Origin of the sequence: Bradyrhizobium sp. SRL28 (assembly GCF_018596315.1) — a bacterium.
Taxonomy (GTDB): domain Bacteria; phylum Pseudomonadota; class Alphaproteobacteria; order Rhizobiales; family Xanthobacteraceae; genus Bradyrhizobium.
The window spans coordinates 13,663-35,215 of sequence record NZ_JAHEAG010000044.1; the positions used below are offsets into that span (position 1 = coordinate 13,663).

At 59.9% G+C, this 21,553-nt stretch carries 22 protein-coding genes and 1 tRNA gene; 17 read left to right on the top strand and 6 right to left on the bottom strand.

Features of this window, described 5'->3' with window-relative positions:
* Window positions 1–98 precede the first annotated feature (98 nt).
* Genes KIP88_RS39025 through KIP88_RS39035 form a run of 3 tightly spaced genes read left to right on the top strand, consistent with a single transcriptional unit; the run spans window position 99 to window position 3,179 of the window.
* Window positions 99–1,805 carry a DUF3300 domain-containing protein gene (locus KIP88_RS39025; protein ID WP_214493464.1) on the top strand — a complete coding sequence of 569 codons (1,707 nt, stop codon included), beginning with the start codon at window positions 99–101 and terminating at the stop codon, window positions 1,803–1,805.
* Window positions 1,802–2,731 (top strand): DUF2950 domain-containing protein, encoded by a 930-nt coding sequence (locus tag KIP88_RS39030; RefSeq protein WP_214493465.1) that lies wholly within the window; start codon window positions 1,802–1,804, stop codon window positions 2,729–2,731. The genes KIP88_RS39025 and KIP88_RS39030 overlap by 4 nt, the downstream gene beginning before the upstream one ends.
* Before the next feature lie 16 nt (window positions 2,732–2,747).
* Complete coding sequence (locus tag KIP88_RS39035; protein WP_214493466.1) at window positions 2,748–3,179, top strand: hypothetical protein; 432 nt, start codon at window positions 2,748–2,750, stop codon at window positions 3,177–3,179.
* Window positions 3,180–3,287: 108 nt separating this feature from the next.
* Here the strand turns inward: KIP88_RS39035 and KIP88_RS39040 are convergent, their stop codons facing one another.
* Window positions 3,288–4,553 carry a threonine/serine exporter family protein gene (locus tag KIP88_RS39040; RefSeq protein ID WP_308163743.1) on the bottom strand — a complete coding sequence of 422 codons (1,266 nt, stop codon included), beginning with the start codon at window positions 4,551–4,553 and terminating at the stop codon, window positions 3,288–3,290.
* A gap of 222 nt (window positions 4,554–4,775) precedes the next feature.
* Between KIP88_RS39040 and pflB the strand changes: the two genes are divergently transcribed.
* The 4 genes from pflB (at window position 4,776) to KIP88_RS39060 (ending at window position 10,537) form a co-directional block, all read left to right on the top strand.
* On the top strand, window positions 4,776–7,046 hold the full coding sequence (gene pflB / locus KIP88_RS39045; protein WP_214493467.1) for a formate C-acetyltransferase: 2,271 nt from the start codon (window positions 4,776–4,778) through the stop codon (window positions 7,044–7,046).
* Window positions 7,047–7,059: 13 nt separating this feature from the next.
* A complete protein-coding gene (pflA, locus tag KIP88_RS39050) occupies window positions 7,060–7,887 on the top strand; it encodes a pyruvate formate-lyase-activating protein (RefSeq protein WP_214493468.1) in 828 nt (275 codons plus the stop codon).
* A 25-nt stretch (window positions 7,888–7,912) separates the two neighbouring features.
* Window positions 7,913–9,511, top strand: a complete 1,599-nt coding sequence (locus tag KIP88_RS39055) for an aspartate:alanine exchanger family transporter (RefSeq protein ID WP_214493469.1) — start codon at window positions 7,913–7,915, stop codon at window positions 9,509–9,511.
* An 81-nt stretch (window positions 9,512–9,592) separates the two neighbouring features.
* Window positions 9,593–10,537 carry a formate/nitrite transporter family protein gene (locus tag KIP88_RS39060; protein ID WP_249791357.1) on the top strand — a complete coding sequence of 315 codons (945 nt, stop codon included), beginning with the start codon at window positions 9,593–9,595 and terminating at the stop codon, window positions 10,535–10,537.
* On the opposite strand, the gene KIP88_RS39065 is transcribed toward KIP88_RS39060, so the two are convergent.
* Together KIP88_RS39065 and KIP88_RS39070 are read right to left on the bottom strand one after the other, a co-directional pair.
* Window positions 10,516–10,884 carry a hypothetical protein gene (locus KIP88_RS39065; protein ID WP_214493470.1) on the bottom strand — a complete coding sequence of 123 codons (369 nt, stop codon included), beginning with the start codon at window positions 10,882–10,884 and terminating at the stop codon, window positions 10,516–10,518. The two genes, KIP88_RS39060 and KIP88_RS39065, sit on opposite strands and share 22 nt — an antisense overlap.
* Window positions 10,885–11,113: 229 nt before the next feature.
* A complete protein-coding gene (locus tag KIP88_RS39070) occupies window positions 11,114–11,323 on the bottom strand; it encodes a hypothetical protein (RefSeq protein ID WP_214493471.1) in 210 nt (69 codons plus the stop codon).
* Window positions 11,324–12,094: 771 nt separating this feature from the next.
* Here KIP88_RS39070 and KIP88_RS39075 point away from each other — a divergent pair.
* Window positions 12,095–12,301 carry a hypothetical protein gene (locus tag KIP88_RS39075; RefSeq protein ID WP_308163744.1) on the top strand — a complete coding sequence of 69 codons (207 nt, stop codon included), beginning with the start codon at window positions 12,095–12,097 and terminating at the stop codon, window positions 12,299–12,301.
* A gap of 441 nt (window positions 12,302–12,742) precedes the next feature.
* Here the strand turns inward: KIP88_RS39075 and KIP88_RS39080 are convergent.
* From KIP88_RS39080 to KIP88_RS39090, 3 genes are all read right to left on the bottom strand, one after another.
* Window positions 12,743–12,832, bottom strand: a tRNA-Ser gene (locus KIP88_RS39080).
* A gap of 72 nt (window positions 12,833–12,904) precedes the next feature.
* Entirely contained in the window at window positions 12,905–14,047 is a 1,143-nt protein-coding gene (locus tag KIP88_RS39085; RefSeq protein WP_214493473.1) for a site-specific integrase, read from the bottom strand.
* Window positions 14,044–14,637 carry a hypothetical protein gene (locus tag KIP88_RS39090; RefSeq protein WP_214493474.1) on the bottom strand — a complete coding sequence of 198 codons (594 nt, stop codon included), beginning with the start codon at window positions 14,635–14,637 and terminating at the stop codon, window positions 14,044–14,046. The genes KIP88_RS39085 and KIP88_RS39090 overlap by 4 nt, the downstream gene beginning before the upstream one ends.
* A 113-nt stretch (window positions 14,638–14,750) precedes the next feature.
* Between KIP88_RS39090 and KIP88_RS39095 the strand changes: the two genes are divergently transcribed.
* The 9 genes from KIP88_RS39095 (at window position 14,751) to KIP88_RS39135 (ending at window position 21,531) form a co-directional block, all read left to right on the top strand.
* The gene (locus tag KIP88_RS39095; RefSeq protein WP_214493475.1) at window positions 14,751–14,948 is read left to right on the top strand and encodes a helix-turn-helix domain-containing protein; all 198 of its coding nucleotides are present in this window, start codon (window positions 14,751–14,753) and stop codon (window positions 14,946–14,948) included.
* The gene (locus KIP88_RS39100) at window positions 14,945–15,199 is read left to right on the top strand and encodes a hypothetical protein (RefSeq protein WP_214493476.1); all 255 of its coding nucleotides are present in this window, start codon (window positions 14,945–14,947) and stop codon (window positions 15,197–15,199) included. Before KIP88_RS39095 ends, KIP88_RS39100 begins: the two co-directional genes overlap by 4 nt.
* A gap of 250 nt (window positions 15,200–15,449) precedes the next feature.
* The gene (locus KIP88_RS39105) at window positions 15,450–15,716 is read left to right on the top strand and encodes a hypothetical protein (protein ID WP_214493477.1); all 267 of its coding nucleotides are present in this window, start codon (window positions 15,450–15,452) and stop codon (window positions 15,714–15,716) included.
* Between the two features lie 199 nt (window positions 15,717–15,915).
* Entirely contained in the window at window positions 15,916–16,767 is an 852-nt protein-coding gene (locus KIP88_RS39110; RefSeq protein ID WP_214493478.1) for a primase-helicase family protein, read from the top strand.
* The gene (locus KIP88_RS39115; RefSeq protein WP_214493479.1) at window positions 16,697–17,248 is read left to right on the top strand and encodes a recombinase family protein; all 552 of its coding nucleotides are present in this window, start codon (window positions 16,697–16,699) and stop codon (window positions 17,246–17,248) included. The genes KIP88_RS39110 and KIP88_RS39115 overlap by 71 nt, the downstream gene beginning before the upstream one ends.
* 122 nt (window positions 17,249–17,370) lie before the next feature.
* Entirely contained in the window at window positions 17,371–17,964 is a 594-nt protein-coding gene (locus KIP88_RS39120; protein WP_214493480.1) for a hypothetical protein, read from the top strand.
* Entirely contained in the window at window positions 17,961–19,220 is a 1,260-nt protein-coding gene (locus KIP88_RS39125; protein ID WP_214493481.1) for a DNA-packaging protein, read from the top strand. Before KIP88_RS39120 ends, KIP88_RS39125 begins: the two co-directional genes overlap by 4 nt.
* Before the next feature lie 618 nt (window positions 19,221–19,838).
* On the top strand, window positions 19,839–20,306 hold the full coding sequence (locus tag KIP88_RS39130; protein ID WP_214493482.1) for a hypothetical protein: 468 nt from the start codon (window positions 19,839–19,841) through the stop codon (window positions 20,304–20,306).
* Window positions 20,299–21,531 carry an HlyD family secretion protein gene (locus KIP88_RS39135; protein WP_214493483.1) on the top strand — a complete coding sequence of 411 codons (1,233 nt, stop codon included), beginning with the start codon at window positions 20,299–20,301 and terminating at the stop codon, window positions 21,529–21,531. The genes KIP88_RS39130 and KIP88_RS39135 overlap by 8 nt, the downstream gene beginning before the upstream one ends.
* Window positions 21,532–21,553: the final 22 nt, after the last annotated feature.

Genomic DNA, 21,553 nt, shown 5'->3' on the forward strand with positions numbered 1-21,553 from the left:
CGCCGCAGCAATGCGGTGCCGTTGGTTTCCTTGATCTTTGTCAAAGAACGACCTGGCCTCGGTCCGATGCTTGCCGCGATGAGCCCAAGGAGGGTGTGATGTTCCGCTGCGGCAAGACCTTGTTCGCGCTCGCGCTGGTGATGGCGATCCCGGTCGCCGTCGCGGCCCAAACGGCCGACAATCCGCCTGCTCCCCCCAGTAGTCCGGCACAACCGGCGAGCCAACCGCCGCCGAGTGCAGAGCTATTGAAGCCCGAGCAGCTGGAGGCGCTGGTTGCGCCGATTGCGCTCTATCCCGACGAATTGCTCGCGAATGTGCTGGCAGCGTCGACCTATCCGCTCGAGGTGGTGCAGGCCGATCGCTGGCTGAAAGCAAACAAGACCTTGAAGGGCGATGCGTTGAAGAAGGAGGTCGAGAAGCAGTCCTGGGACAACAGCGTCAAGGCGCTCGCCAGCACCGCAGATGTCGTAACGATGATGAGCGACAAGGTCGACTGGACCAAGAGCCTCGGCGATGCCGTGCTCGCGCAGCAGCCGGACGTGATGGACGCGATCCAGCGCCTGCGTTCCAAGGCTTATGACAACAAGAAGCTGGTCACCACCAAGCAGCAGAAGGTCAGCGTTCAGACACAGGAAAACAAGCAGGCAATCGTCATCGAGCAGGCCGATCCCAATACGATGTACGTGCCGTACTACGATCCGGCGACCGTTTATGGAGCCTGGCCTTACGCGGAATATCCACCCTATTACTTCGGCTACCCGTCCTATATCGGCGCCGGGGTGATCGCGGCGGGTCTCGCCTTCGGTACCGCCTGGGCGATCGGGCGCTGGGGCAATTACTGGGGCGGTGGATTCAACTGGGGCAATCGCAACGTCTATGTCAACCACTTCAACAGGACGACCAACATCGGGAATACCTGGCAGCACAATCCCGCGCATCGTCAGGGCGTTCGATACAACAACGTCAACGTTCAGCAGCGCTTCGGCAACAACAACCTGAAGGCCGGCGCCTCCAATCGGATGGATTTCCGTGGCCGCGACGGGCAGCAGGTGCTTCGTCCCGGACAGGATCGACCGGGCGTTGCCGATCGCGCTGGCGATCGTGCAGGTGATCGCGTCGGCGATCGGGCAGGGGACCGCGGTGGCGATCGTGTCGGGGATCGTGGCGGCGATCGGCCGAGCACGGCGGATCGTGCCAAAGGCGGTGGCGATCGCGCCAAAGCCGGCGGCGGAGATCGCGGCAAGGCAGGCGCCAAGGGTGGCGGTGATCGCGCGAAGGCCGCCAATCGTGGCGGCAGCGCCGCGCGCGGTAGCGGTAGTCGCGGTTCCGCCATGAACGTGTCGTCGGGCAGGGCTGCTGCTGCGCAATCGGCCCGCGGCCGGGCAAGCATGGCGAGCATGGGTCCGCGCGGCGGAGGTGCTCCGAGTTTCGCCGGACGTGGTGGAGGCGGTGCGGCATTTGCCGGTGGAGGAGGTGGCTTCCGCGGCGGCGGAGGTGGCGGCGGCTTCCGTGGTGGTGGCGGCGGCGGACGGCGCTCCGACATCGAACTGAAGCATGATGTTGTCCTGCTCGGTCATCTCGTCAACGGTCTCGGCTACTACCGCTTCAGCTATCTCGGCAGCAGCAAGCCCTATGTCGGCGTGATCGCGCAGGAAGTGCAGAGCCTGGTGCCGGAAGCCGTGACCCGCGGTCGCGACGGGTATCTCCGGGTTTATTACGAACAGTTGGGATTGAAGCTCCGCACCTACAGCGACTGGCTTGCCGGCGGCGCAAAGATCCCCACGCGACCGGAGATCTTGCCATGATCATGCTCAATTCGCTCCGTCGCACGGCTTCGGTGGGCCTCGGTGCAATCGTGGCAGTGGCGCTGCTGACCACGGCGTCCCAGGCGCAGCAGGCCTATCCCTCGCCGGAGGACGCTGCGGCGGCGCTGGCTGCCGCGGTCAAGACCGGGACGAGGAGCACCATTCTAAAGGTCCTCGGCAAGGATGCCGCGGACATCATCGAGTCCGGCGATGACGTTGCCGATGCCGAAATGCGCCAGCGTTTCCTGTCCGCCTATGACGCCAAACATTCCATCAAGGCCGAGGAAAACAAGAAGGCCACGCTCATCCTCGGCGCGGACGATTTTCCGTTCCCGATTCCGCTGGTGAACAACAGGACTGGCTGGGAGTTCGACCCGGCTGCCGGGCGTCTCGAGATTCTGTATCGTCGCATCGGACGCAATGAACTGGACGCTGTTCAAACCTCGCTGGCTTATGTCGATGCCCAGAACGAATACGCCGAAAAGGATCGTACTGGCGAGGGAGTGGGGACCTACGCACAACGCATCGTCAGTAGCCCGGGCAAGAAGGATGGGCTGTTCTGGCGCGACGATCGCGACCCGAGCCCGCTTGGCGAATTGGCGGCCCAAGCATCGGCCGAAGGGTACAAGGTCGGAGAGCAGGCGACGCCCTATCATGGCTATTATTATCGAATTTTGAACGGCCAGGGATCCAACGCGCCGGGCGGAGCTTTGAACTACGTCGTCAAGGGGAAGATGATCGGCGGCTTCGGGCTGATCGCATACCCCGCCGAGTACGGAAATTCCGGCGTCATGACCTTCATGGTCAATCATGCCGGTACCGTCTACCAGAAGGATCTTGGAAAGCGGACCGAGAGCATCGCCAAGCGCATTTACTCGTTCGATCCGGATCAGACCTGGAAGAAGGTCGATGTGGCGGCCCCTTGAACGCGAGGCTCCAGCGATGTCACGGATCGTTCGGCTCGCTGTGTTGGTGCTTATCGCCGCCGTTCTTCCGGCGACATCGTCGCTTGCACAGGCGCCCGGTTATGTCCGGGTCAAGTTGGTGAAAGCGGGCCTGATGGTGGGCGCCGGTGGCGGCAACGGCGTCCTGACGTATCGCGGTCGCGATTATCCATTCCGAGTATCCGGTCTCAGCCTGGGTGTGACAGCTGGAGCATCTGTCAGCCGGCTGGAAGGATGGGCGTCAGGCATCAGGCAGGTCAGCGACTTTGCCGGTACCTACAGTTCGGTCGGTGGCGGGGGCACCCTCGTTGGCGGCTTCGGAGGCGTTCAGTTAGGGAATGAGAAAGGCGTAAAGATCGCCCTGCAAGGACCTCGAGCGGGAATGGAGTTCGCCGCGAACCTCAGTGAGGTTAGGATTTCACTGAAGTGAACCTGCTCGGCTGGCGTCAGAGAGTCCAGCTCTTTCCCGGGAAGGCACTTCGGATCGCGCCTGCAGCAGAAGCGCCCAAGGTCGCGCATCCCGCAACGGCGGCGAAGATCACATTATCGCCGGCTCAAGAACTCTTGCTACCGCCAGCCCCATTACCAACGCGCCGACAATGAAGCTGCATGACGCGAACGCTTGAAGGGCGTCAAGCATTTGTCCGTGATTGAAAAACACGATCGCCTCGAAAGCGTATATTCCGGGGATCATGATCACGATCGGTGCCACCGTCACCGCGATAGGCGGTATCTTGTAGCGCTGCTCTATCATCAGAGCGACGGTCCCAATAGAAAGGGCCGCAAAGAATGCGGCTGGCGCGGGCATCATGCCGACATCGATCAGGATCAAGCGCAAGCCGTTCGCGCCCACAGCCAGAAGACCGACCCCAAGCGCCGTTCTCAGTGAGCTGTTGAACAGCATTGCGAAAGCGCAGCCCGAAATGAAACTGGCGACGCCGCGGAGCAGCAGCTTCAGCGCATAGGCGAGCTCTATCGAGGGCTGCCTTGTAACGTCGACTCCGCCGACGGCAACGACAAGGCTGAGGCCGAAAGCGACGGACAATAGGATCATCATGCCGTATGCGAACCGGCTCAGGGCGGCGAGCGTCTGGTATTGCAGCAAGTCAAACAGCGCAGCAATCAACGGAAAACCCGGGACCAGAAACAATATGGAGGCGACGAAGCCTGCCGGGTATTGCGCAAATCCGAAGCCAAGGCGGCTTCCCGCTGCCGCCAAGAGAACGAAAACGCCTGATGCCATGATCGCCGACGCCGCGGCAGCGGCGTAGTGATTCAGCCGGCGGTGTGTCAGCCACAACCTTAGCCATTGGCCGCAACCGCCACCGATGGCTGCAGCAAAGGTCTCGGGCGCTGCGGCGCCGTTGAGAAAGGCAAAGCCGCCACTTGCCAGACCCACGGCTGCGGCAATCTGCTCGATGGAATATTGATGAGCTGCAGACTCGATTTCATCAAGCTCAACCGCTATTTCGGCCGGCGTACCATCGGCGCGCACGGTTCTTGCCAACCGCTCTAGCTGCGCAATGCGCAGAACATTGATGCCTGGTGGCCCAATGTCCCGCATCGCCATGAGCCAATCGCTCCGGCGGCGAACACTTACAGTGATGCTGTCCAGCGAAACGGTCACCGACGCCGCCTTGAAACCCAGTTTCGGCGTGATCGCGTTGATCCATTTGCGTGTGCGGAAGGCGGTATTGCCCGCCTGCAGCATCAATGCGCCGAAGCGCAGCAGAACATCCAGTGCGTCGGTCGGTGGAACGGAGTTCTTCTTATCGTTATCGTCCCGTTCGGAAATTGACGTCACACGGTCTCATGCCCTCGCATTATCACGCTGGAATTGACGACGGTATGCCCGCTTTGAGTCCTGGCTCAGCGAGTGCACAGTGCCGGTAAGATCGCCGGCGGGACCATCACTTCGTTGACTTAGATCAAGGGTCGGAGTGCCGGACCTCGAATGATCGTATTCCTGCGGCACGTCCGGATCGGCCGCGGACGTCTAGGCATACACTCCGGTGGGAGAGGCATCATGAAGGCAAGCGCAGCCCTGAGGAAGGAGGCTGATGCCGGACATTCCTGGGACGGTTTTCGGCCTGGAGATTGGCTCAGCTCCATCAACGTTCGCGATTTCATCGTCCGTAACGTGACGCCCTACACAGGCGACGAAGCGTTTCTCGCCGGGCCTTCGCAGCGCACCAAAGCCGTTTGGGCGAAATTGCAGCCGTACTTCGCCGAGGAAAGAAAAAAGGGCGTGCTTGCCGTAGATGCTGCAACTCCCTCGACATTGCTTGCCCACAAAGCCGGCTATATCGATCGCGACAACGAAATCATCGTGGGTCTTCAGACCGACCAGCCTTTCAAGCGGGCGATCTTTCCCTTCGGCGGGTTGCGGATGGTCGAGGCGGGTCTCAAGGCCGCGGGCTTCGAGCCCGATCCGGCTGTCCACAAGGCTTTCACGAACTACCGAAAATCGCATAACGACGGCGTCTTCGACGCCTATACGCCCGAAATCATGAATTGCCGACGGTCCGGGATCATCACGGGCCTGCCGGATGCCTACGGCCGCGGCCGCATTATTGGGGACTACCGGCGGGTCGCTCTTTACGGGATCGATCGCCTTCTCCAGGCCAAGCGTGCCGAGCGGGAACAGACCGATGACATGTGGCCGAGCGACGACATCATTCGGCTGCGCGAAGAACTGGCCGACCAGATGCGCGCGCTCGCGGACCTGGCCTCGATGGCGAAGCTGTACGGCCACGACATATCGAAGCCCGCCAGCAATGCCCAGGAAGCATTCCAATGGACCTACTTTGCCTATCTGGGGGCGATCAAGGAGGCCAATGGGGCGGCAATGTCCATCGGCCGCATATCGAGCTTCCTGGACATTTACATCGAACGGGACCTGAAGGCGGGCGTTCTCGACGAAGGCAGAGCTCAGGAACTGTGGGATCAGCTGGTTCAGAAGCTCCGTATCGTCCGTTTCCTGCGCACGCCCGATTACGACGCGCTGTTCAGCGGAGATCCCTATTGGGCGACCGAGTGTGTCGGCGGTATGGATCTGGACGGGCGCACGCTGGTGACCAAGAGCAGCTATCGCATGCTGCACACGCTTTCAAATCTTGGCCCGGCACCCGAGCCGAACATTACGGTTCTCTGGTCCAACCATATGCCCGGAACGTTCAAGCGATACTGCGCCAAGGTCAGCCGCGATACGTCTTCCCTTCAGTACGAGAACGACGATCTGATGCGTCCGTTCTGGGGTGACGATTACGGCATTGCCTGCTGCGTTTCGGCGATGCGCCTGGGCAAGCAGATGCAGTTTTTCGGCGCCCGCGTAAACCTGGCGAAGGCGCTGCTGTACGCGATCAATGGCGGCCGCGACGAGGTCTCAGGCGAGCAGGTCGCCCCCGAAACGCTGCCGGTCGCGGGCGACTTCCTCGACTACGACGATGTGATGGCCAAGTTCGATACCACCATGGAGTGGCTGGCGCGCACATACGTCCACGCGATGAACTGCATCCACTACATGCACGACAAGTATTTCTACGAGCGTCTGGAGATGGCTCTCCACGATCGCGACATTCTCAGAACCATGGCATTCGGCATCGCCGGCCTTTCGGTGGTGGCCGACAGTCTCAGCGCGATCAAGTACGGAAAGATCCGCATCGCCCGCGATGAGAAAGGTTTGGTGGTTGACTATCAAAATGAGGGGAATAAGGCGACGCCGCAGTTCGGCAACAACGACGACCGCGTTGATCAAATCGCGTCAGACATCGTCACCAGCTTCATGGGGAAGATACGAAAACACCCCACCTACCGTAACGCGACGCACACCCAGAGCGTGCTGACCATTACTTCGAACGTGGTGTACGGCAAGGCTACGGGAAACACCCCCGATGGCCGCCGCAAGGGTGAGCCATTCGGGCCGGGCGCAAATCCGATGCACGGCCGGGACAGCCATGGCTGGCTCGCATCCTGCCTGTCCGTTGCAAAACTTCCCTACAAGGACGCGCAGGACGGCATCAGCTACACGGTCTCCGTCGCGCCGCAGAAGGCGCACCTGTCGGAAAGCCAGATGATCGAAGAAGCCGTCAAGGCCTTCGACCTCTACTTCGATCGTGGCGGATTCCACATGAACCTGAACGTGATCGACAAGGACACGCTCGAGGACGCCATGAAGAATCCGGACAAGTACCCGCAGCTTACCATTCGAGTCTCCGGCTACGCCGTCAACTTCGTTCGTCTGACGCCGGAGCAGCAGAGAGATGTGATCAGCCGTACTTTCCACGGCCAGATCTGAATCGAGGTGCACCATGTCGACGGTGCAGACACTTGAACCCGGAAGTCGTCATGACCTCCGGGTAGGGATTTCACCCGACGCGCCCGACGAAAGCCAGTTCAAGGACGAGAAGGGCGCGTTCGGATATTGCCACTCCTACGAAACCTCGTCCCGATATGACGGGCCGGGGCTGCGCGTGGTGCTGTTTGTCTCCGGTTGCCTGCTGCGCTGCACGTACTGCCACAATCCGGATACCTGGCATCTGAAGGACGGGACATACGTTTCGGCCGATCACGTGCTCCGTCGCCTGGGCGATTTCGCGCCGGCACTTCTCTCGCTTGGTGGGGGGCTCACCATTTCTGGCGGCGAGCCGATGGTTCAGCTTGCATTCACCCGGCGGATATTCGCCGGAGCGAAGGAAATGGGCCTGCACACGGCCATTCAGACCTCGGGATTTCTGGGGGATCGCGCCGACGAAAGCTACCTGTCGAACATCGATCTCATCTTGCTCGACATCAAAAGTTCGGATCCCGACACGTACCGGCGAGTGACAGCTCGCGACCTTGCGCCGACGCTGCGCTTCGCCGAGCGCCTCGCTTCGCTATCCAAGCCGGTGTGGATCCGTTTCACGCTCGTCCCCGGCGAGACCGACGACCCCGCCAACGTCGATGGCATCGCTCGATTCGTTGCGCCGATGAAGAACGTCGAGTGGGTCGAGGTGCAGCCGTTCCATCAGATGGGCGCTTTCAAGTGGAAGGCGATAGGGCTCGACTACAAGCTTATCTATACTCCGACGGCCGGCCGGGAGCTGGTGGATCGGGTGATCGGGCAGTTCCGCGCGGCAGGCTGCCGGGTGCGCTGACGACAGGCTGGGGAGACCGGACATCATGTTGGACCTTGCTCGCGAGATCATCGGAAGCCAACCGATACTGACGGCGTTTCTCGCGATCGGGTTGGGCTACCTGGTCGGTCAGATCAGTATCGGGGGATTTTCTCTCGGCGTCGGCGCCGTTCTCTTCGTCGGCCTTGCCATTGGTGCGTTCGCACCCAAAGCCCAGATCATCGGACCAATCGGGCTGACAGGACTGATCATGTTCCTGTATGGGATCGGAATCCTCTACGGCAGGCAGTTCTTCGAAGGCATGGTCGGCGCCGGGCAGAAGTATAATCTGCTGGCGCTTGTCGGATGCCTGGCCGGCTTGATCGTTGCGCTTGGGCTCGGGCACATCTTCGGCATCAAGATCGGACATACGCTCGGCATCTATGCCGGATCAATGACGAGCACCGCCACGCTCCAGGCGGCCCTCGACGTTATGAAGAACAAGGATCCGTCGATTGGCTATTCCATTGCCTATCCCTTCGGGGTGATCGGTCCGATCCTGTGCATTTACTTCATGACCCAGATCGTAAAGCCGAAATTTCCGGCCAAGGCGCAGCGGTTCCACATGGGCGAAATTTCGATCGGCGAAAGGCATGCCGGAAAGCGACTCGACGAACTGACGACGGCGCTCGGCGGTGTGCGGGTCACGATGGTTCGAAAGGGCGGACACAACGTCGTTCCTGCTGCCGATACCGTCTTGTCCGCTGGAGATGCCATTCTCGTGGTCGCGGAGGAGAATGAAGCAATTGCCAGGGCGGCCGCCACGCTCGGAAAACTGGAGCCCGGCCGCCTGGCCAGCGACCGCGCCGATCTCGACTACATCAGGGTCTTTGTCGGGAAGGCCAACGTAGTCGGAGTACCTCTTGCCAGCCTTCCCATGCCGACGGGCTATCCAACCCATTTATTGCATGTCCGCCGCTATGATGCGGACCTCGTGCCGGCGCCCGACCTGATGCTCGAATTCGGAGATCGGGTCGGGATACTGACGCCTCCGGACCGCAAGGAAGAGATCCGGCGCCATTTCGGCGACACGGTGAAGGCGGCGGCCGAATTCAGCTACGTCTCGCTCGGACTCGGAATGGTCATGGGCGTCTTGCTTGGGCTTATTCCTATTCCGATTCCTGGAGTAGGCGTCGTGACGCTCGGTATCGGAGGGGGACCGCTGATCGTCGCTCTCATCCTTGGCAAATTGCGGCGCACAGGCCCCATGCTATGGACCATGCCGTTGCCAGCGAACATCGTATTGCGAAACTTCGGACTTGCGATGTTTCTTGCTACCGTCGGCGTCAACGCGGGGCAGCCCTTTGTTCGAACCGTTGCGGAATCCGGGTTTACAATGCTCTTTATCGGGGTTGCCGTTCTTCTGACGACGGTATTCATCGTCCTGCTGGTCGGCCACTACGTTCTGAAGATCCCGTACGATGACCTAGTGGGCGTGGCATCCGGGGCGACAGGAAATCCGGCTATTCTCGTCTATTCGACCAAAATGGCGCCCACCGAGCGGCCCGACATCGGCTACGCCATGATCTTTCCTTCCATGACGATAGTGAAGGTAATCGCCACCCAGATTGTGGGTCTCCTCATGGTTGGGAGCAGCGCCGGCTAGGTGACTGGAGCCCTTGCCATGGTTCATTCATGACCAGGATCTCGCAGATCGACGATCCCAGCGAAGATCGTTCGCCGGACCATGGGCGCGCCGGAAGGTTACGCTCGTCGATGGATCAGGCACGGGAGATACGGCATGGCTGATCGGGCATCCCCGCCGCAACCACCCATCTTCAACTTGAATGCTTACAGCCCGGCCGAGATCAAGGAGGCTGTCGAGAAAGTCGGAGTCAAGAAGACGAACCTTCCCTTTCTGGCTTCATTCATGCTGGCGGTGATCGCGGGGGGCAGCATCGGACTGGGCGCGCTTTACTATACCGTCATCGTCAGCGATGCGGGGCTGAGCTTCGCCGCGGCGCGTGTGATGGGTGGAGTGGCGTTTTCGCTCGGGCTGGTCATCGTTCTGGTTGCCGGAGCCGAACTCTTCACGGGAAACAATCTGATCGTGATGGCTTGGGCGAGCGGAAATGTGACGACGAAGGAAATGCTGCGCAACTGGGTCGTTGTCTATTTCGGCAACCTGATCGGCGCGCTCGGACTTGTGGTCCTGGTCTTCCTTTCGCATCATCTCGACATGAACGGAGGCCGCGTCGGCCTGTCGATATTGAATACGGCCGTCGCCAAGATCCAGCCCGACGCCGTGACGTTATTCTTCAAGGGAGTTTTGTGTAACCTGCTCGTTTGCTTGGCGGTGTGGCTTGCGTATGCCGGCCGGTCGGTTACCGACAAAGTTGTTGCGCTCGTATTTCCAGTCTCCGCCTTCATAGCCGCCGGCTTTGAGCACTGCGTCGCCAACATGTATTTCCTGCCTTTGGCCTGGTTGATGGTGCGGACAGGCAATGTCCCTCCTGATTTCGACGCATCGGTCGTAACAATGGCGGGCATCATTCACAATCTTGTGCCGGTCACGCTCGGCAATATCGTAGGTGGTGCCGGCCTCGTTGGCGCGATGTACTGGATGATCTATCGGGCAGCCTTCGGTGAGAGCGGCAAGCGCAACGCTAGTCAGGGCAAGGGAGGATCATGAAGTCGCTGCCAAGGATGATCATCGGGCGCGCCGCAATCGCCACAGCTAGGCGCGCTTGTGTTGGGTAACATTGACGCGGTACTGGCGGAAGGGTTGGGACCGCCTACCTTACGACCAATGCCGTTGATCTGATAGCGCTTTTTCCAGCGCGATGAGGCTTCACCGTAGCACCGTCCACGGCGGTTGTTTGTTGCTCCAGGCACCGTCGAACCGTCGCCGGCTAGGTCGGACTCCTTCTTTGGAAGAGTGGTGATGTAATCGGCGGCGTCTCGTAACGTGATGAGCTTTTGCCCGCCTGACAGCGGTATCGGATGCTCGATTTTGCGCTGCCAGCCCTTGTCAGCCATGTGCTCATTGGAGCGCGGCCGGTGCGGCAACGGCAACCAGCTACAGATTGCGGCATTAAGCCGTTATCGCCTTGAGTATCGGAACGCGCGGAAGCTGTCGGTACGGATATCTACCGACTCAGTCTGATCTCGCCGACTATGGAAACGCGATGGCGCAATCCGACACCAGTCTGCCGCGACTCAGGTTCTGCATCTGCCGGCGCAATCACGCGCTTGGTCACGAGAACCATCAGGTTGTTGGAGCGTAGAACTCACCAACCAAATATCGGATGTGCCCCGGCTTGGAATCGGACGACTGAGCGGCCTCGAAGTATCCTGCAGGCGCGGCAATCCACAGGCCGATCTGCTCGTCAGTGAGCGTAACGGTACCGTCGCGAAACTTGTAATCGCCGGGCTTCGTTGGATCACCGACGTCGTTCCAGCCTATTCGGATTTCCATGGGATTTCTCCATCCGCGAGTGAGGACTCAGCTCAGGCTGTGATCGACGACCTCGCACTGCCTTCACTGCGGCCGGTCTCGCCTTATGTTTCACAAACACGCCCATATGTCAGAGCGCCCCAGGCGCCGTTCAATTGTCTTCGCCTCCGGTGATTCCGACCAGTCCGCCTGACGCATGTCAGGGAGTCAAAGCCGAGCCAGAACCTTGTCGCAATTCAGAGATTCATTTCGGGCAATGATCTTGCGTGCGCGGGCCGCTTAGTTCCTGGCCGGTGGCCCGGTGCGTTGCGTTTTTGCCGGGGGCCGGTGACGGCCATACTTATGCAATGTAACGGGCAGACTGCTATGCTTGAATCTATACCGTTGCCATATGCAACGCTCGATTCATCGCGTCATTTTGGATGCCATCGTGACCGCGTCGGTGATCGTTCTCTTGCTGTATCTTGTATTTGGACCGCTAACCTAGGCGCATCGGGACCAGCTTATCGTGCTCGGCTCGGCCACAAGGCGGCGGCGCCAATCCCAACGATAAAGATCACAAATAGGATCGACGCGGGGTCCATGACACCTCCTTGTGCTGAAGAGCATACTAGGCCAATAAATACTCCGGCGCGGCTAACGCGGCGATCATCCGATGGTATCGGTGTGGCCAAACGATTGTACGCTCGATTGTGCGTACGATTGATATAATGAAAGATCTTCAATTATTTCAATGGGTTTTGACGGAAGGGCTCGTCCGCACAATCCAGAGGGTAATGAAGGAGCGCTATGGTGACGCGCGAACAATTGCAATGGTACGACGAAAAGGCAGACAACTCCGACTGGATCGACGCGCTCGCTGAATTGCGTCAGCGAGCCACGCGTGAAGGCCATTGCTATCAGCACGTCCAGGCGATCACCGTTGCGATCGATCAGTACGCGGAGAAGGCGCTGGGCAACCGCGACTACTTTCTCAACAAGCCTTACGGCGTCGGCTAGGGATCCGGGCATCAATTGTCTGGCAGAAAGTAGTATCGCAGCCCTAATCAGGCTTTGCGCGCTTGCCGCTTCCCCGCAACAATGACCGCAAGGACGGCGACGATCAGAACGATCAGACCGATCGTGTCTGTGTCCATTTCTCCCATAACGCCCCCTCGCATTTTCGCTGTGAGCATTAGGGTGCGTTCTTGCTGTAAGAAGGGACGAAAGGAGACCGGAAGGGGGAAATGCTCCAGCCTTTTCCGGCTTCAATGTGTCATCCCGGCGGGCACTTCCTGCGCCGTGAGAGCAAGGCGGCGATAAAAAAAATCATCAGCACAACGGCAAAAACGATGAGGCCGATAATGTCTGTGTCGTCGAAAGCAGATTGTACAGCCGATTGTGCGTAGGCATGGCAACCGAAGTCAAAAACCTAGAAAATCAATATGTTATAGCAGATTCTGGCGGAAGGGGTGGGATTCGAACCCACGGTACCCTTGCAGGCACGCCGGTTTTCAAGACCGGTGCCTTAAACCACTCGGCCACCCTTCCAGACCAATAAATCAAGTGCTTAGCGTCAATTCACGATAGAACAAACCACGAAACTGGCACCCGATTGGCACCCTAGCGATTCAGCGCCGCGTTGATCGCCGCTGCCGCCTTGCCGTCGTCCTTTTGGAACAGATGGGCATAGATGCGCAAGGTGATATCTGGCTTTGCGTGCCCGAGGCGCTTGGAAATTGTCACGATATCCACGCCGGCATCAATGAGCTGGCTGGCGTGGGTGTGGCGCAGATTGTGGAACGCCAAATCAGGCATCTTGATCTGATCGGCAAAGTCGCTCCACGCCTTGCTGTATCGCTTCTGAGAGGGCAGGGCATCGTCAAGGCCCGCGAATAGCAGGGCGTCCTGTAGCTTACCGAGCCCCATTGCCAGCCGACTTTCCAACTGCCCTTTTCGGAACTCGCGCAGCGTATCGACAAGGAAATCGGGCAGGGTGAGGTCCCGGCGGCCGGCCTTGGATTTGGGCGTCTTGAACCGGATGCCGTGCGCCTTGGTTTCCTCCAACGCCTCGCGGACCTGAATTACCTTTCGGTCGAGGTCGACGCGACCCCAGCGGAGCGCGAGCACCTCGCCAAGCCGCATGCCGGTGAACAGCGAAATCATCGCCGGGACGAATAGGCGGTGGCCGCGCACCAATTCGATAAACGCCGGCACGTCCTTGACGATCACCATTTCGTCGTCGTTGACCTTGGGCGCGGATTGAGAGGCGACGACGTTCTTAACGACCATTTCGTTCTTTGCGGCGTCGCGCAGCGCTTTCCCGAGCACGCGATGGGCATGGCCGATCGTGCGTGGCGCAAGCCCACCTTTGCCGTTCGCTTTGCCGCTGGTCCGCAGCGTCGTATGCCATTCCTCGATATCCAGCGTTCGCAGCTTTTGCAGCAACTTGGCGCCGATGTGCGGCACGATTTGATTTTCGACCAGCTCGCGATACCGCCCCGCCGTCCTGGCGCTGATGTCGCCGGCGGCTTCCCAATGGTCGACGCGGACACGCACGAATTCAGCAATCGTGACCTTGCTCGGTTCGACGTATTTGGACTGGTTGACTGCCGTGATTAGTTCGGCCAGCTTGATCTGGGCCTGACGCTTGGTGCCGCGGAACGTTACGAATTGAGTTTTTCGCTCACCCGTCCTTTCGTCGCGGCTGGCATCGAACTTGAGCCGAAACGAATTCTTGCCGCGCTGCTGGATGTGGCCCTTCATGACGTTTCGTCAACTAAGCCGGATACGATCTTGGCCAGCGCTTGCACCGTCTCACCACCGATCGAAACGCTGACGCGCAAGCCAGCGCTCTTGTATTTTTGCGCTAGAAATACGCTGCTATCGGGCGTTCGAGTGATCTTCACGTGTTTTGCCCCGCGACTCTCCAACCCAGCTTTAAGTTTTTTTGTCGTTTGCTCCCACTGGGGATTACTGCCGTCGAAGGTTATTGTGGCTAGGCCAGCATTCACTTGAACGCTGATTTCATTGACCCGCTTCGAAAGCGACTCGTCCAAAAGGATTCGGGTCAAAGCTGCCTGAAATACCTTGGCGCCGGTGAGGGGGCACTTTGCACCATGCACTGCGTTAGCCAACGACTCAGCGAGCGGACCGGCCTCCGCGAGGCTCACACTAGCGAGTAGTCCGATCAAAAGCATGGTCACTGATTCCTGTGTTGCGCGGACACCGCTGCCTGGACCATGGCCAACCGCTGATTCCAACAGTCCCTCACGAACAAGGGCGCGCTGGCGTTCGTAAAGTGCGCCGGGTGTCTCGCCTAAGATGCGGGCGAGGTCGGGAATGAAGCTCTTCAATGATGTTGCCATGGGAGGGTATATAGCGGAAATGTTGGGTGCTGTCCACCACTATTGACAAATCATGGCGATGCAAACAGTGGGTACTACTCACCACTAAAGGAAAACCTACTATGGACGTTGACCTGCAGAAACTGTTGAGCCGACCGACGATCACCGTGGACGATGCCGCCAAGGTGCTCGGTACCGGCCGGAACGCAACCTACGACGCTGTGCATCGTGGCGAGATCGACACCATGCGAGTAGGGGGCCGCATCCTGGTTCTGACCGCTCCGCTGCGCCGCAAGCTCGGCCTGGAGGTGGCGGCATGACCTTCCGCATCATCACAGAAACCGCGCTTGTGAAACGCATCAACCGCGTCCTGGCTCGGGAGCGCATCAGGCTCAAAAAGACGGGGCGTCCCGATCAGCCGTATCTCTTCGTTGATTTGCCGAAACGTCCCGAGGACGACGGGCGGCTGGTCCTTGTCCCCAAATTCCAGTGGCTTGAGGGGGCCAACCATCTGATCGATCTAGGGCGCGACCTTGGAGTTCTCGGCTACGACGAAGCGGTGGCGATATGAACTCGGACGCACTCGACTACGTTGGGGCACTGGTGAAGCTCTCGAACCATGAGCTTGTCGAGCCGCCCAACATCTAAAACAAAAAACCCTCCGGGGCACGACTCCCGGAGGGCTTCTAATCTTTGACCCGATCGACGTTGGCGCGCACGACGGGGACTAGCTTGGCAGGAACACCAGTTTCATACCGCATTATTAGTCCCACGTGCAACTAATTTTTCGATCGGGTCCGCACCAGAAAAGGACCCACCAAATGCCTGAGACCATCATTTCCGCCAAACCAGATCAGCGAATCTGGATACTGAGTAACCAGCCCGGAAACCTGTTCAGTCTGATCGACGTGATCGCATGGTCCGTAAACGGGCAGGACATACCGGTGCCAATCACACCGTTCGGCAAGTTCGACGTAGATACGGGCTACGTGCTCGGCACCGAGACCGGATGGGTCGCGCTTCCTAACGGTCCATTCTTCCGTAGCTCAACCGAGGTCGCCACCTATTTGAGGTCCCGCGGTGAGTGACGGTACATTGCCGACCAGCATGCTCGCGCGGCTCCGGGGATTGACCTCGGAGCCGAAGGCACCGCGGAAGCCGAAGGAAAAGAAAGACGCCAAGCCCGGCGAGGCAACCCATGACGAGTTTTGGGCGTACCTCCCGGACCACAAATACATCTACATTCCAACTGGCGAACTGTGGCCGGCCGCGAGCGTTGATTCGCGATTGCCGCCGGTCGAAATCCCGATGCGGGAAAAGCCGATCCTGGCGAGCAAGTGGCTGGATCAAAATCGCGCCGTCCAGCAAATGGTTTGGGCGCCCGGCGAGCCGACCGTTATTGAAAGCCGATTGATGGCGGATGGCGGGTGGGTACACCACATCGGCGCCAAGGCGTTCAATCTCTACCGACCGCCACAAGCCCTGATGCCGCCACCGGCTGGCGTGGATGCGTTGCCATGGGTGCGGCACGTCGAGTACGTTTTCGGCGAGGAAGCGGACCATATTATTAGATGGCTGGCACATCGCGTGCAGCGACCGCACGAAAAGGTCAATCATGCGCTGGTGCTCGGGGGCGCGCAGGGCATTGGTAAGGATACGCTATTGGAGCCGGTCAAAGCGGCCGTTGGCGGGTGGAATTTTGCGGAGGTTTCGCCCCAACAGGTGCTCGGCCGGTTTAACGGCTTCCTAAAAAGCGTGATCCTCCGCATCAGCGAGGCGCGCGATTTGGGCGAAGCGGACCGCTACGCGTTCTACGATCACATGAAAGCCTACACCGCCGCGCCGCCGGATGTCCTTCGCGTCGACGAAAAATATTTGCGCGAGCATTCGATTTTGAACGTTTGCGGCATCATCATCACGCCTAGCCGCCTCTCTTCGCGCAACGTGCTACAGCATCTGTTGCGCGACGTAACCTGCAAAAATCACAAGTTTTGCAGTATTTTCATTGCATTGATTTCGCGACTGTTTCAACCTGCGAAAGTCGGGTGCAAAAGTCAGGGGCTTTCACATGGCGATTTACGGATACGCGCGAGTTTCGACGGACGGGCAGACTGTGTTGGCACAGGTGGCCGCGCTTAAAGCCGCCGGCGCGACTAGGGTCTTTGCTGAGATAGCATCAGGCGCCAAAAGCGACCGTGCCCAATTGGCCAAGACGCTCCGCACCGTGCAGGCCGGCGACGTGTTGCTAGTGACGCGGCTCGATCGCCTGGCGCGCTCCACGCGCGACCTTCTAAACGCCCTGCATACTCTTGGCGAACGCGGTGTCGGCTTCCGATCGCTCGGTGATCCGTGGTGCGATACGACCAGCGCGCACGGCCGCCTGATGGTCACGATCCTGGCCGGCTTGGCAGAGTTTGAACGCGAGCTGATCCGAGCGCGCACGGGCGAGGGGCGCAAGCGAGCCAAAGACCGCGGCGTTCGGTTCGGCCGCCCGAGCAAGCTGACGCCGCACCAACGGAGGGAAGCGCTGGCGCGACTCGCTGCCGGCGAGACGCAAGCGGATATCGCGCGCTCGTTTGCAGTGGATCCGACGACGATTGGACGTCTCCAAGCGCCCTAAGTTGCGCCCGCACTCGCATTGTGATATTAGTTGCATGTGCAACGAATTTTTGCGAGTTAAGTTTGAGTAAAAAGGGACCGCGCTGCTCAATCTGCGACCATCCAGACCGATGGCGTATTGAATTGCTGCGCGCTGGTGGCGCATCGCTCGACAGCCTGGCTGAGAAATTCTCCGTTAGCAGAGACGCGATCCATCGCCATTGGACTCGGCACGTTCATGACGATGCGAAGGCCAGTTACCTAGCCGGCCCGAGCCAAATGGAAGCCCTGCACGCCAACGCCGCGGCAGAGGGCGAGTCGGTGCTCGACTATTTCAGGATCGTGCGCACGGCGCTGATGTCCGCTATGACGGCATGCAGCGAGGCTGGCGATGCGCGCGGCGTGGCGCTGGTTTCCGGACAGCTCATTGCCACGCTGGAAAAGATCGGCAAGGTCACTGGCGAAATCTCTGCGTTCGCCAGCACGGTCAACATCACGAACAACAACGTCGCAATCATCAACAGCCCGATATTCGCACGGCTGCAAGCGGGCGTTCTCCGCGCCTTAGCACCGTTCCCGGCCGCTCGCGCTGCGGTCATGGCTGAGCTGCGCGCGCTTGACGCTGAAATGGCGGATGCGCCGGCACGACAGCCTAAGGCAGCGCCGGTTATCGAGCACGAACCGCTCCAGCCGCCCCAATTGTCGCCATGTCCAATCGAACTGCCGAGCAACGCATGACCAGCATCTTCGCAACCTTCGCAGACACACTGGCCGACGGCGGCTGGCGCGCCAAGGCCCGACCGAACCAACTACCACCCGACGGCGACTGGAACGGCTGGCTGGTCATGGCTGGCCGTGGCTTCGGGAAGAATTTCACGGGCGCCGGCTGGATAAACGAGATGGTCGAAACCGGCGCCGCCGGTCGCATCGGCCTGGTGGCCGCAACGGCCGCCGATGCCCGCGACGTCATGGTCGAAGGCGAGAGCGGGTTACTGCGCCTCGCGCCGTCGTGGAATATGCCAGAATACGAACCGAGCAAACGTAGGCTCACATGGAAAAACGGGGCCATCGCCACTCTATTCTCCGCCGAAGAGTCCGACCGGCTAAGGGGTCCCCAATTTGATTTGGCGTGGGCCGACGAACTGGGAGCATGGAATGAGCCGCAGCAAACATGGGATATGTTGCAGTTCGGATTGCGCCTCGGTGCGCGCCCGCGCTGGCTCGTGACAACCACACCGCGGCCCGTGAAGCTTCTAAAAGCGCTGCTAGCACGCGAGGGGCGGGACGTCGTGGTGACGCGCGGCTCGACGTTCGAGAACGAAGCCAACCTGGCACCGACGTTCATCCAAGCGCTGCGCGATCGTTACGAGGGCACCCGCTTAGGACGGCAGGAAATCCACGCGGAAATGCTATCTGATACGCCCGGCGCCCTCTGGCAACTCGATTGGCTCGACCGCGACCGCGTGAGCAAGGCGCCCGACTTGAAGCGTATCGTTGTGGCCATCGATCCAGCTGTTTCGAACAATGAGGGTTCGGACGAAACAGGCATCGTGATTGCCGGCGTTACCAAGGACCAGCAAATTTACGTGCTCGACGACCTATCCGGCCGCTACGCGCCCCACGAGTGGGCGGCCAAGGCGATCGAGGCATACCGGCGGTACCGAGCCGACCGCATCCTGGCCGAAATCAACAACGGTGGCGCGATGGTCGAGGCGACAATTCGCGCTCTGGATCGGCTGGTCAGTTTCAAGTCGGTGCACGCAAGCCGCGGCAAGGTGGTTCGAGCAGAGCCGATCGCCGCGCTATACGAGCAGCGTAAAGTTCATCACGTCGGCAATTTCTCGACGCTTGAAGATCAGATGTGCGCATTCACCAGTGATTTCGACCGCGGGCGTAACGGCTACTCGCCGGATCGGGTCGACGCGCTGGTGTGGGCGCTGACGGAATTGAGCGGTCCACAACACACGGTGAGCAGGTGGGAACTGCGAATCTAAGGTGATGCAGGGGCTGCGGTCTTGCCGGCAATGCAGGCACTATGCAGCACTTGGGCTAAGAAATTAGTTCTATCATGCGTGCGCCATTTGGGTTGTCCAATGCCGACGAATTGGAAGCTCTCGTTCGTGCCGCAGGTTTTCAGGACGTTGCAATTCAACAGCGGAGTGGGACCGTAAGCTTTCCTTCGGTCGAGCGATTTGTGTTGAGGTTACGTTGCGGGCTCGCCGTTAGCTGGTCCGGTATCGCAGGTGGACGATGCGGCGCGTGCAACTCTAATCACTGACGTCAGGAACGCCTTGGGTAAATTCACGAGCAATGATGAACTGGCCTTTCCCATAGCCGCCCACCTGCTAAACGCAAGAGTGTAGGACAGTTCGATTTTTGCCTGAGTTGCCGCGACGCGAACAAGAATTGCGACTTCCGTTGTTGGCACCTTTGAGACATGGCGACCGCCCTGACGATTTCCGTTTCCAAGGGAAGACCGGAAGTAGTCGGCCGACGACCAAAATGACGCGATTGACCCGAAACGGACGTTGGCCAAAGGCAAGCCTGAGCTTGCGTTCCAAGACGCCGAGTGTTCCACTGGAGTATAGTTTGCATTTCAGATGGAGCACTACGTGAGCGAGGCACTTCATCCAAGCGCCCCCCATCATCTCCCAGGCTTTATTACCGCGCCGGGTGACACCGACGTTTTAATGATTGTGATCGGCATTGTTCTGATCGGTTCCATTCTCGCGGTCGGTAACTTCTATTTGCACCTGCACTCACTGCCGGAGCGGATGGCCCACAAGTCGCAGAAGTTCCAGTTGGAAATCGTGGCCGTGCTGGGCCTGCTGTCGCTGTTCACGCACAACCACCTGTTCTGGGTGATCGGCTTGTTCCTCGCGATGATCGACCTGCCGGATTTCAGCACGCCGCTGCGCAGGATCGCCGGATCGGTCGAAAAGATGGCCGGCGTTCCGCCTGAACAGGACACAACCGAGCCGCCGGTTGGGGATGCGGCGCACGCTGCTGCATCCGCCGAGGCCAAGGCCCGCATCGAGAAGGCCGGTGGCGCCAAGAGCGAGGTGCACGCCCATGCTTGAGCTGCTCCTCTGTTCGCTGCTGACCATCTTCCCGGATTATCTCTACCGCCGTTACCGGCAGGGCAAACGCCTCGGTCACGAGATCACGCTCTATTCGGTCTGGTTCGAACTGCGATTTGGCATCATCTCCTGCCTGATGCTCACGGTCGCGCTGATCACGATGATTTTCTATTATCATCCGTCGACCACATCGGCGACGTTGTACTATCGGACCGTCCCGATTGTGCCCGAAGTAGCCGGCCGGGTCGCGGAGGTTAACATCGATGTCAGCGCGTCCGTCAAGCAAGGCGACGTGCTCTTCAGACTAGACAGCGCCAAGCAGAAGGCCGCGCTGGAGACGGCCAAGCGCAAGATCGCCGAAGTCGATGCCGCGATGCTGTCCGCCGAGGCGGATATCCTGAAGGCGGAAGGTCAGCTTCAAGAGGCAAAGGGCGCGCTGCAGCAGGCGCAGGACGAACTGAACACCAAAAGCGAACTGCAGAAGCGCAATCCCGGCATCGTCCCACAGCGCGACATCGAAAAGCTCACGGTGACCGTCGCGGGTCGCCAGGGCAGCCTCGACGCCGCGACCGCGTCCAAGCAATCCGCGACGACGCGGCTAAGCGCGCTTTTGCCGGCGGAGAAGTCCAGTGCGGAGGCGGCGTTGGCGGAGGCGCAGGTCGATCTGGACAAGACCTTCATTCGCGCGGGCGTCGACGGGCGGGTCGAGCAGTTCGGGCTGAGGCCCGGGGACATCGTCAATCCGATGGTGCGGTCGGCCGGCGTTCTGATTCCGGAGGGCGCGGGACGGCGCGCCCTGTCGGCGGGGTTCGGGCAGATAGAAGCTCAGGTCATGAAGGTCGGCATGGTGGCCGAGGCTACCTGCATTTCCAAGCCGTGGACGATCATTCCGATGGTGGTTACCAACGTGCAGGACTACATCGCGGCGGGCCAGTTCAGGGGTGGCGAACAGCTGATCGAGGCGCAGAACACCGTGCGTCCCGGCACCATTCTCGTTTTCATGGAGCCGATCTACAAGGGCGGGCTGGAGGGCGTGACGCCTGGCAGCAGCTGTATCGCCAACGCCTACACCAGCAATCACGAACTGATCTCGTCAGGGAAAGTCGGTTCGTTCAAGAGCTTCGCGCTGCACGTCGTCGATGCGACCGGACTTGTGCACGCGATGCTGTTGCGGATTCAGGCCCTGCTGCTGCCGATCAAGACGCTGGTGCTGAGTGGACACTAAGTGGGTCGAGACCACGTCAATT